An 8,749-nucleotide genomic window follows, 5' to 3' on the forward strand; every position below is an offset into this window, starting at 1 on the left:
AATCTTGCATTGAGACATATTTTATAAACACAAATATCGAAATTTAATATTTCCCCACAACATTTAGACTTGATCCATTTTTAGATGCTGAGGAGATAATAAATTAATACGTACCCAAACGTTATTATTAAACAAAAAGATAATTGTCCATTGTTAAATCTTAATAAATAGACAGATAAATATTTGTAAATGACCTAGGTCATTTTGAAAAATACTGTTTTTAAATACTTTTGAAAAGCGAAACATTTCTCAGATTAACTCACTAAATTTATAGACCATGATTAAATACTATTCGAAAAACTATAACGATCTGACAAAATTGATGGGAGAATTGGGATCAAGAATTCCTTCCACAATTAAAGGGTACAATGATCTTCACAAAGCAAGTATTTCTGAAGGGGCATTGACAACAAAAACTAAAGAGCTAATTGCCTTAGGTATTGCTATTACTGTAAGATGTGATGGATGTATTGCTTTTCACGTACATGACGCATTAATCTCGGGAGCTAGTTCTGAAGAAATTATGGAGACTATTGGTGTTGCCGTAATGATGGGAGGTGATCCAGCATTGGTTTATGGCTGTCAGGCAATGGAAGCTTTGGGGCAGTTTGTAGTTTTGGAATCATAAATAGTGATCTTCGAAATAATACTATTTGGAGTACGCTTTTTCTAGAATGATCTATGTCATTTTATATTGGTTAGCAAACTTCAATCTTTGTAAAATAATACAATACAAAATTTTTAATTTAATAACATTAAAATCCAACGCCATGAAAAAAGAAGTTTTATACAATTCAAACATGCATTTTGAACACGAACAATGGAAAGGAGAACTTGCCTTTTGGAAAGATGAATTAATATTCTTCAATAACAAATTGAGCGAACTCGTAACACGATGGACAGATAAGGATGTACTTGCGCAACTAGAGCACTATCAAAATGAATTTGTTCTTCACGGTGGTGTAATCGAAGATTTACAGGAAATTATTGAAAAACACGAGGAGCGTATCGCGGGACAAAGTATAACTGGTGAGAATGCATTGGATATACGAATGACTAAAGAGCATCTAGAATTCAGAGATAAAATAGAGACGGAAAGACATATTTACGCTGAGCTTAAAAAAGAGTTTTTTAGATTTCTAGAAAAATATATGTAACTATAAAATCCAGTAAATCAATAGTGAAATTTTAAATTATTTTGATTTGCCACTGAATATCTTATCTCAATACCAAGAAGAATTTAGACAAAGGTTGACTACTAATTTTTGCATTAGTAATCAACCTTTTTTTATTAGGCTGACCTAGGTCAGTGCATTACTTTTTATAACTCCCTAATTTTGAAAATTCGGCAAGACTCTCAAAGTAGAACTTGAAACAGTCGTTAAAGCATTTCATTAAAAACAATTCTGAAAAATAAATACTTATTAGAGCAAAAAGGAAGCTTCTAATTTAAAATAATAGAAATATGAAAACAGAAAAAGAATATACAGTAGGAACTTATTTAGCCAAACGACTACAAGATATAGGTCTTAAACACCATTTTGCTGTCGCAGGTGACTATAATCTTGTGCTACTTGATCAGCTTTTAGCAAACAAAGAGATGGATCAAGTGTATTGCTCTAACGAATTAAATTGTGGCTTTAGTGCTGAAGGCTATGCTCGTGCGAACGGAGCTGCAGCTGCAATAGTTACTTTTAGTGTTGGAGCACTATCCGCTTTCGATGCAATTGGAGGGGCTTATGCAGAAAACCTTCCTGTGATTCTGGTCGTGGGGGCACCAAATAGTAATGACTATGGCACAGAGCACCTGTTACACCATACACTCGGAACACATGATTTTAGCTATCAACTCGAAATGGCCAAACATATAACATGTGCTGCAGTGTCTATAACATCAGCAGTAGATGCACCATCGCAGATTGATCACGCTATTCGTACCGCTTTGCGCGAAAAGAAACCCGCATATATTGAGATAGCCTGTAATGTCGCTGCACTTCCATGTGCTGCCCCTGGACCCGCAAGTGCTGTCCTTAGTGAAATTCCAAGTGACAAAGAAACATTAGATAAAGCAGTAGATGCTGCTGCAGCATTTTTGGCTACTAAAGAAAAACCTGTAGTATTGATTGGTAGTAAGTTGCGTGCGGCTGGTGCAGAAAAAGAAGCTGTACAACTTGCTGAAGCGCTTGGATGTTCTGTAGCGGTTATGGCTGCAGCAAAAAGCTTTTTCCCCGAGGAGCATCCACAATTTGTAGGTGTATATTGGGGGGAAGTTAGCTCGCCAGGTGCACAAGAAATTGTAGACTGGTCAGACAGTATTATATGTTTAGCGCCACTTTTTAATGATTATTCCACCGTTGGTTGGACTGCTATGCCAGAAGGTCCAAATGTATTGATTGCTGACCAGAAAAACGTTCGTATGTTAGGACACGACTTTTCAGATCTTCACTTACGTGATTTTCTTTCGGCGCTAGCTAGTAAGGTAGAAAAAAAGCCAGCTACAATGGTTGAATATGAACGTATTAAATATAAGAGAGAGCCAGCAAAAGAAGCGGCACCCGATACAAAACTAATGCGAACCGAGTTGTTCAGACAAGTCCAAAAACTTATTACACCGCAAACAACTGTTTTTGCAGAGACTGGTGATTCTTGGTTCGGTGGTGTCGCGCTTCATCTGCCTGAAGGTGCCCGTTTTGAAGTAGAAATGCAATGGGGACATATCGGATGGTCAATACCCTCAGTTTTTGGTTATGCTGTTTCAACATCAGATCAGCGACGCATTATCTCATTAACTGGAGATGGTTCTTTTCAACTAACAGCACAAGAAGTAGCTCAAATGATTCGTCGGAAACTGCCTGTCATTATTTTTCTAATTAACAATCGCGGATATACAATTGAAGTCGAAATCCATGATGGTCCATATAATAATATAAAAAATTGGGACTATGCAGGCCTTATGGAAGTATTCAATGCTGAGGACGGAAAAGGGCTTGGCTTTAAAGCACAGACAGGAGGAGAGCTTGCTGATGCTATTAAGAAAGCACTAGCTAATCAAGAAGGTCCAACACTAATCGAATGCGTGATTGATCGTGACGATTGTACAGCAGAACTTATTTCATGGGGACACCTAGTCGCTAAGGCAAATGGTCGTCCTCCACGATTGGGTTAGAGAAGAGACGTTACTTGCAAATTAAGTGAGTTAGGAGAATTTAAAATTCATTAAACAATCAAAAATCAATATTATGACGGTAAACGAGTCTAATTCTAATAATAGTAACAAGCAGACATCCACATCACCCCCAATAAAGCTAAAGAATGTTTACCTTCTAGCTTGGTTTCTTTGTGCACTCTTCTATTTTTATCAATACGCTGTAAGATCTGCGCCAGGAGTTATGCAGTCAGAATTGACAGCAGCTTGGGGTGAAAATGACATAGGATCTGTAATTTCAGCATATTATATAGCCTACGCGATAATGGCACTTGTAGCTGGAGTTTTGTTAGATCGTTACGGAGCTCATCGTACTATTCCTGCCGGTATTGCAGTGGTTGGTGTTGGATGTTTAGTATTTGCGCAGGGTAGTGAAATTGCTGGAATGATAGGATTTGTTCTTCAGGCTATCGGTGCTATATTTGGATTTATAGGAGCATCTTATGTAGCTGCGAGATATCTTCCAGCACGAATGCTCGCAATCTTTATAGGGCTTACGCAATGCATTGGTATGGCTGGTGCAGCGTTCGGTTCTAAACCTGTCCATATGGCGATCGATCCAAGTGGAAGTTTTCAAGTACCTTGGCAAACGGTGTGGATTACATTTGGCGTTATAGGTTTCGTGCTGGCGCTTGCGACATGGTTCGTGATGCCGAAGGACTCCGGTGATAGCGCGACTCATCATGGCTCACTCTCTGTTAAAAACTTAATTTTGCCATTCAAGACTGTTTTCGGGAATCCTCAGAGTTGGTACGCTGGAATTATCGGAGGGCTTCTTTTTGTTCCAACCACTATTGGGGCACTTGTTTGGGCTACTTCATTTCTACATTCGGGTGAGAATTTGCCGATGTCGGAAGCAGCCTCAATCGCCTCTATCGTCCCGATTGGCTGGGTCATAGGAAGTCCTTTGCTCGGCTATATTTCGGACAAAATAGGTAAACGAAAACCAGTTTTAATTGTAGGAGGTTTTGTTATGTTGGTCGCTGGTATCACAGCAATATATATGCCGACAGAAAGTACCGTCTTGCTGCGATACGTTGTAGCACTAGTGCTAGGAATTGCTTCTGGAGCAGCTATGATTCCTTTTTCTATGATTAAAGAAGCAAATCCACCCGAAGTAAAAGGTACAGCAGCAGGTGCTATGAATTTTATTGTTTTTGGAATAACTGGATTACTGTCACCTTTTGTTTCTTTTTTAATGGGGCCTACACCAGACACATCTCTAACATTAACTCAGTTTCAGGAAGCGCTTCTTCCTCTTGTAGGAGCAATAGTAGTAGCAATTATTCTAAGCTTCTTCATTCATGAGACCGGTCTTAAAAAGGATAAAGTTAAAGTATAGAAAAACACAAAGTAATTTACTCCGAAATAAGGTTGATCTTTTACCTGACAGTTTTAAATAATATTAAAAGCTTAAAGTAGAATTAGAAACTGTAGTTAAAGCATTTCATTAAAAAAAGAAAGAACTACTATAAAAAAGCATAAATCATGGCAAATATAATTGTGATTCCGTTCAAGGAAGAAGAAAACGCAATAGCGGCTTTACACAAAATCAAAGAACTAGATGGATATGGAGATATTACGCTCTATGAACATATGATGATTCGTAAAAAAGCACAAAATCAATACGAAGTATTATTCTATAAAGAAGAGGGTGAAGGATGGAGAACATTTACAGGAATGGCCCTTGGTGGTCTTGTAGGAGCTCTAGCCGGACCTATAGGTTTTTTTGTAGGCCTTTATACAGGTACAATTGCAGGAGCTGCATGGGATATTAGTCACTATGATTTTGAAGACGAGCTTGTTGAAAGAGTTAGTAATAAAATGGACATAGGAACAATAGCAATTATTGCCGAGGTAGGAGAAGATAGTTCCATATTTATTGATGATGCTATTAAGCCTTTTACTTCAGAAATTATTAGAAGTGAAGCCGGAATTGAATTTGATGATTATATCGACGAACAGATTGACGATTTAGAGGATGAAGTTGGGGAGGAACGTGAGAAGCTAAGAAAAGCTACGGTAGAAGAGAAAGTTAAAATTAAAACCACAATTACCGATTTAAAAGCAAAAAGAAAATCAAAAATTAATGATTTAGAAGCAAAAAGAAAATCAGTTGTAAAAGAAATTGAAGACAAAACGAAAGCCAGAATTAAAAAATTAAAATCCCGTCTTAAAGGTTACGAGGATGGTATATCTGACACATTTACTAAAGCAAAAATAAATAGAATAAAAAATAGAATAAAAAATCAAGAAGAAAAATTAGTCCATTTGCTTAACGAATTGGATGAAGAAATTATGGATTAATAAGAATTTCAGAATCAAACTCAAATGGGAAAACTTATACTGGTAAGACACGGAAAAAGCTTGTGGAATGTAGCCAATATATTTACGGGGTGGACAGATGTAGATCTTGCTCCCGAAGGAATAGAAGAAGCAAATATAGCTGGTATAATTATTAAGGATCATAATATATCCATTGACATCTGTTTTTCTTCTTATCTAAAAAGAGCCATCAGGACAGGATTAATCATTTTAGAAAATGCTAACATGATGCACGTAGATTTCATTAAAAGCTGGAAATTAAATGAACGAAATTACGGTGCTTGGCAAGGAAGAAATAAAGACGAGGTAAAAAGAGAAGTTGGAGAAGAACTTTTCTTGGAGGTTAGAAGGGGGTTTAGTACTTCGCCTCCCAGTATGTCACTTACTGATAAAAGACATCCCAGATTTGACCCTTTGTATGAAAAAATCAGTAGCAACTGTTTACCAGCAAGTGAATCTTTAGAAGAAACAGAAGTTCGCGTCGTTGAGTATTTCTTTGAAGTTATTGTACCTGAATTGGTGAAAGGAAAGACGGTGCTAGTTGCTGCTCATGGTAATTCTATAAGAGCATTAATGGGACATATTGAAAATATTTCTTCTGCAGATATCCCAAAGGTTACGGTGCAAACAGGATTGTTAAACATCTATAATTTTGATAATAATATGAGTTTAAAAGAGCAATATAAATTAGAGAAAAATAGCGAAATGAAAATTTGATACAAACCAATTATGAAAACAAATATTCTATCCTTAACCATTATAACATTGATGACAGGAACTATTTTAACTAGCTGCGGAAAAACAACTAAAGAAGATGCGACCGCCGTTAAAAAGGATGTCACAATATTAAATAAAGATTTAGAAAAAGGAGCAGAGTATACTGGCAATGCTGCTAAAGCAGCCGTTAATACAGATTGGAAAAAGTTTGAGGCTACTTCTAAAATAGCCATTGGAAACACAGATAATCAGATTAAAGATCTTAGAGCTAAAATAGCTACAGCGAACAAAGCCGAAAAAGTAAAATTGACTAAAAAACTGGATAAACTAGAGCAAAAAAACAAAGAATTAAAAGAGAAATTAGATCAAAGGGCGAAAGAGTTTAAAGAAAATGTTAAGGAATTTGATGAATCAGCTAAAGAAGATGAACAAAAGTTTGAGAAAGAGTTCACTCATGATACGGATGAATTAGGTACAGCTTTAAAAGATCTTTTTAAAAATAACGTAGATTAATTAATCCTACAGGATAAGCTTAGTACAACTACAATTATAAGTTTGGCTCAATTTGCAGTGAAAAATTGTTGGATTTCCGTTTTGTCTTTCTGTTCAATTTAAAACTGAAAACATATATTGCCGCAGGTATTTTTAGATTTTTTTATCCTTTAAACTAAAAAGTCTTCATAATATAATATTAATAATCACAATGATTTATCGTAACACAAACTCATGAAAAATAAAAAAAACAAAACTCCTGGAAATTCAAAAGTATATTTAATCGGTAGTGGAATAGCTTCACTAGCAAGTGCATTTTACCTTATAAAAGATGCTAAAGTCACCGGTTCTAACATACATATTCTTGAAAAAGATAATATATCTGGGGGCGCACTTGATGGTGCAGGAAACAAAGAAGAAGGGTTTGTTGTAAGAGGGGGACGAATGCATGAGGCTCATTATACCTGCTACTGGGATTTGCTTTCTAACATTCCTTCTTATGAAGATCCAAATGTTTCTGTAAAAGACGAGTCGTTTGAATTTAGTAAAAGGTTTGTTTCTAATGGACAGGCTCGACTATTAAAAGACGGAAATAAATTAGATGTTTCGTCTTATGGACTTTCATTAATAGAACAAGCAGAGTTATTGAAATTACTATTTTCATCTGAAAAATCACTTGGAAAGAAAAGAATTGAAGATTGGTTTGACCAAGAGTTTTTTGTGTCTAATTTTTGGTACATCTGGTCTTCTATGTTTGCTTTTCAAAAATGGAGTAGTCTAGCAGAAATGAGACGTTATATGAGACGTTTTATTCATATGATTGATGGGTTGAATAAATTGGGAGGCGTTATGCGTACCAAGTACAATCAATACCATTCAGTGGTCGTTCCACTAAAACGTTATTTAGAAAAGGAAGGGGTTCATTTTACAATGGATTCTGAAGTCGTAGATATTGATTTTGATTTGTCTTCGGATAAAAAAACGGCTACAGTATTACATCTAAAAAATAAAAGCGAAATCGTACTTAGTGAGAATGATTATGCTTTCATTACTAATGGTTCCATAACAGATAGTACAGATAATGGCGCTTGGGATAGACCTGCAAAACTCAAAGGACTGGCTGAATCTGGCGCATGGCAGTTGTGGAAAAAAATTGCAGAAAAAGATGCCTCCTTTGGTAATCCAAGTCCGTTTTGTGACGCTATCGATTTGCAAAAATGGTATTCATTTACGGCTACATTAAGCGACAATACATTCCATAATTATATGGAAAACTTCTCTGGTAACGTTGATGGAACAGGTGGTTTAGTCACTTTAACTGATTCAAACTGGCTTATGTCTATCGTAATTGCTCGTCAACCTCATTTTCCAAATCAACCAGATGATGTTAAGGTGTTTTGGGGTTATGGTTTATATCCTGATAGAAAAGGGAACTATGTGAATAAAACTATGGCAGAATGTACCGGTGCAGAAATGTTAGAAGAGCTTTGGTATCATTTAAAGATTCAAAAGCTAATGAAACCAATTACAGCTGCTGGAAAAGTAAATTGTATTCCTACCGCAATGCCGTTTATAGATAGTTTGTTTATGCCAAGAAAAATGGGAGATCGACCAAAAGTGTTACCAAAAGGTGCTACGAATTTTGCCTTTTTAGGACAATTTGCAGAGGTTCCTAAAGATGTGGTGTTTACAGTAGAATATTCGGTTAGAACAGCGCAAACTGCAGTCTTTGGATTGTTTAAAACAGATAAAAAAGTGTTACCCGTATATGAGTCAATTCATAGCCCAGAAGCACTTATTAAAGCTGCTAAAGCCATAAGTAGATAAACTTAAAGTAGGTTGCAAACCTGATTTTAAAAATTAAGACAGGCCACTGATTCAAATTAATTTTATAACATAAACTTTGATTTAAAACAACTGTATCACTATTTTGGAGGGCACTGAAAAACTTCACTTATTTTGATTAGAGTCGTTTTTTAGACAATAAAAAAACGCTTATAACAGGATTTT

8 protein-coding genes are annotated in these 8,749 nt (G+C 35.9%); all 8 read left to right on the top strand.

The features are described 5' to 3' along the window. Positions 1 to 277: 277 nt before the first annotated feature. The 8 genes from QO200_RS19100 to QO200_RS19135 all read left to right on the top strand — a co-directional run bounded on the left by QO200_RS19100 (position 278) and on the right by QO200_RS19135 (position 8,566). Positions 278 to 628, top strand: a complete 351-nt coding sequence (locus QO200_RS19100) for a carboxymuconolactone decarboxylase family protein (RefSeq protein ID WP_371543555.1) — start codon at positions 278 to 280, stop codon at positions 626 to 628. 142 nt (positions 629 to 770) lie between these two features. After that, a complete protein-coding gene (locus tag QO200_RS19105; protein WP_371543558.1) occupies positions 771 to 1,157 on the top strand; it encodes a hypothetical protein in 387 nt (128 codons plus the stop codon). A 308-nt stretch (positions 1,158 to 1,465) separates the two neighbouring features. Next, positions 1,466 to 3,166 (top strand): alpha-keto acid decarboxylase family protein, encoded by a 1,701-nt coding sequence (locus QO200_RS19110; protein WP_371543561.1) that lies wholly within the window; start codon positions 1,466 to 1,468, stop codon positions 3,164 to 3,166. Between the two features lie 73 nt (positions 3,167 to 3,239). Then, a complete protein-coding gene (locus QO200_RS19115; RefSeq protein WP_371543563.1) occupies positions 3,240 to 4,547 on the top strand; it encodes an MFS transporter in 1,308 nt (435 codons plus the stop codon). 146 nt (positions 4,548 to 4,693) lie between these two features. After that, complete coding sequence (locus QO200_RS19120; RefSeq protein ID WP_371543565.1) at positions 4,694 to 5,512, top strand: hypothetical protein; 819 nt, start codon at positions 4,694 to 4,696, stop codon at positions 5,510 to 5,512. A 24-nt stretch (positions 5,513 to 5,536) separates the two neighbouring features. After that, entirely contained in the window at positions 5,537 to 6,247 is a 711-nt protein-coding gene (locus QO200_RS19125; RefSeq protein ID WP_371543567.1) for a 2,3-diphosphoglycerate-dependent phosphoglycerate mutase, read from the top strand. 12 nt (positions 6,248 to 6,259) lie between these two features. Beyond that, the gene (locus tag QO200_RS19130; protein WP_371543569.1) at positions 6,260 to 6,760 is read left to right on the top strand and encodes a hypothetical protein; all 501 of its coding nucleotides are present in this window, start codon (positions 6,260 to 6,262) and stop codon (positions 6,758 to 6,760) included. Positions 6,761 to 6,973: 213 nt separating this feature from the next. Further along, positions 6,974 to 8,566 (top strand): oleate hydratase, encoded by a 1,593-nt coding sequence (locus tag QO200_RS19135; RefSeq protein WP_371543572.1) that lies wholly within the window; start codon positions 6,974 to 6,976, stop codon positions 8,564 to 8,566. The last annotated feature ends 183 nt before the right edge of the window (positions 8,567 to 8,749 follow it).

It is taken from the genome of Flavobacterium sp. Arc3 (assembly GCF_041431375.1).
Classification (GTDB): Bacteria; Bacteroidota; Bacteroidia; order Flavobacteriales; family Flavobacteriaceae; genus Flavobacterium.

What these genes read in the sequence shown, in the direction of transcription:
- QO200_RS19100 (WP_371543555.1), top strand. Translation starts at nt 278, where the DNA reads ATGATTAAATACTATTCGAAAAACTATAACGATCTGACAAAATTGATG.
- QO200_RS19105 (WP_371543558.1), top strand. Translation starts at nt 771, where the DNA reads ATGAAAAAAGAAGTTTTATACAATTCAAACATGCATTTTGAACACGAA.
- QO200_RS19110 (WP_371543561.1), top strand. Translation starts at nt 1,466, where the DNA reads ATGAAAACAGAAAAAGAATATACAGTAGGAACTTATTTAGCCAAACGA.
- QO200_RS19115 (WP_371543563.1), top strand. Translation starts at nt 3,240, where the DNA reads ATGACGGTAAACGAGTCTAATTCTAATAATAGTAACAAGCAGACATCC.
- QO200_RS19120 (WP_371543565.1), top strand. Translation starts at nt 4,694, where the DNA reads ATGGCAAATATAATTGTGATTCCGTTCAAGGAAGAAGAAAACGCAATA.
- QO200_RS19125 (WP_371543567.1), top strand. Translation starts at nt 5,537, where the DNA reads ATGGGAAAACTTATACTGGTAAGACACGGAAAAAGCTTGTGGAATGTA.
- QO200_RS19130 (WP_371543569.1), top strand. Translation starts at nt 6,260, where the DNA reads ATGAAAACAAATATTCTATCCTTAACCATTATAACATTGATGACAGGA.
- QO200_RS19135 (WP_371543572.1), top strand. Translation starts at nt 6,974, where the DNA reads ATGAAAAATAAAAAAAACAAAACTCCTGGAAATTCAAAAGTATATTTA.